Raw genomic sequence first — 832 nt, 5'->3', positions numbered from 1 at the left:
TTTTCTCTCATACCAATCCATTTTTCACGGTTTTTGCCCTGACATTTTGGGCAGTGACGGTTTCGGCAGGAGTTGTAACTGATGCTTACATTTCCACATTCATCACAAGCGTCAATATGACCGCCCAAAGCCGATGTACGGCATTTTTTCAACGCTGAAAGTGTTCGTAATTGCCAAGAATTAAGTCCTGAATTTTCCAATTTTGAACCTAAAATATTTAAAACATCGGCGACTTCATATTGAGGTTGAGATTGAGGTTGAACTGACTGTTTTTTTGAGGTTTTTAAACCGCTCATTTTTTTCCAAATTCTGAAAAAAGGGTATCGAGCGGAGAGAAGAGTTTTTGTGTGGAAAGTTGTGCAATTTGAAGATAAACCAGCGTCGTGTCAATACTTTCGTGACCGAGAAGATTTTTGATGCTCAAAATATCCATCCCATCTTCCAGAAGATGCGTCGCAAAACTGTGCCGAAGCGTATGAACACTCACTTCTTTCAAGATTTTTGCTGCTCTTGATGCCTGTTTTACCGCCCACTGAACGCCGCGCTGCGAATATCTTGAATCGAAGCCTGTGCTGAGCGAAGTCGAAGCGCCGGCTCTTCCTTCTCGTGGCATTCCAAAGAGATAATTTTCTGGTTTTTCCGCTTCGATATACTTTTTGAGTCCACGAATCAGATGTTCGGAAAGTGGTAAATAGCGGTCTTTTTTGCCTTTTCCCTGAACCACTTTGAGTTGTTTTCTGTCAAAATCTAAGTCGCACAAACGCAGATTTCGAACTTCCATACATCGCAATCCGCAGCCGTAAAGAATGCCGATTAAGATTTTATGTTTCAG

At 41.7% G+C, this 832-nt stretch carries 2 protein-coding genes; both read right to left on the bottom strand.

Features of this window, described 5'->3' with window-relative positions; translation table 11 throughout:
• On the bottom strand, positions 1 to 296 hold a 296-nt coding region (locus tag QWT87_RS21075; protein ID WP_302718708.1), incomplete at its 3' end, for a transposase zinc-binding domain-containing protein.
• The coding region (locus QWT87_RS21070; protein WP_302718706.1) for a tyrosine-type recombinase/integrase at positions 293 to 832 on the bottom strand (540 nt) is incomplete at its 5' end. The genes QWT87_RS21070 and QWT87_RS21075, both read right to left, overlap by 4 nt.

This window comes from Chryseobacterium urinae (assembly GCF_030518295.1).
Lineage (GTDB): Bacteria > Bacteroidota > Bacteroidia > Flavobacteriales > Weeksellaceae > Chryseobacterium > Chryseobacterium mucoviscidosis.
Note: the sequence above shows the minus strand (reverse complement) of the source record. Positions and strands in the feature narration are given on the sequence as shown.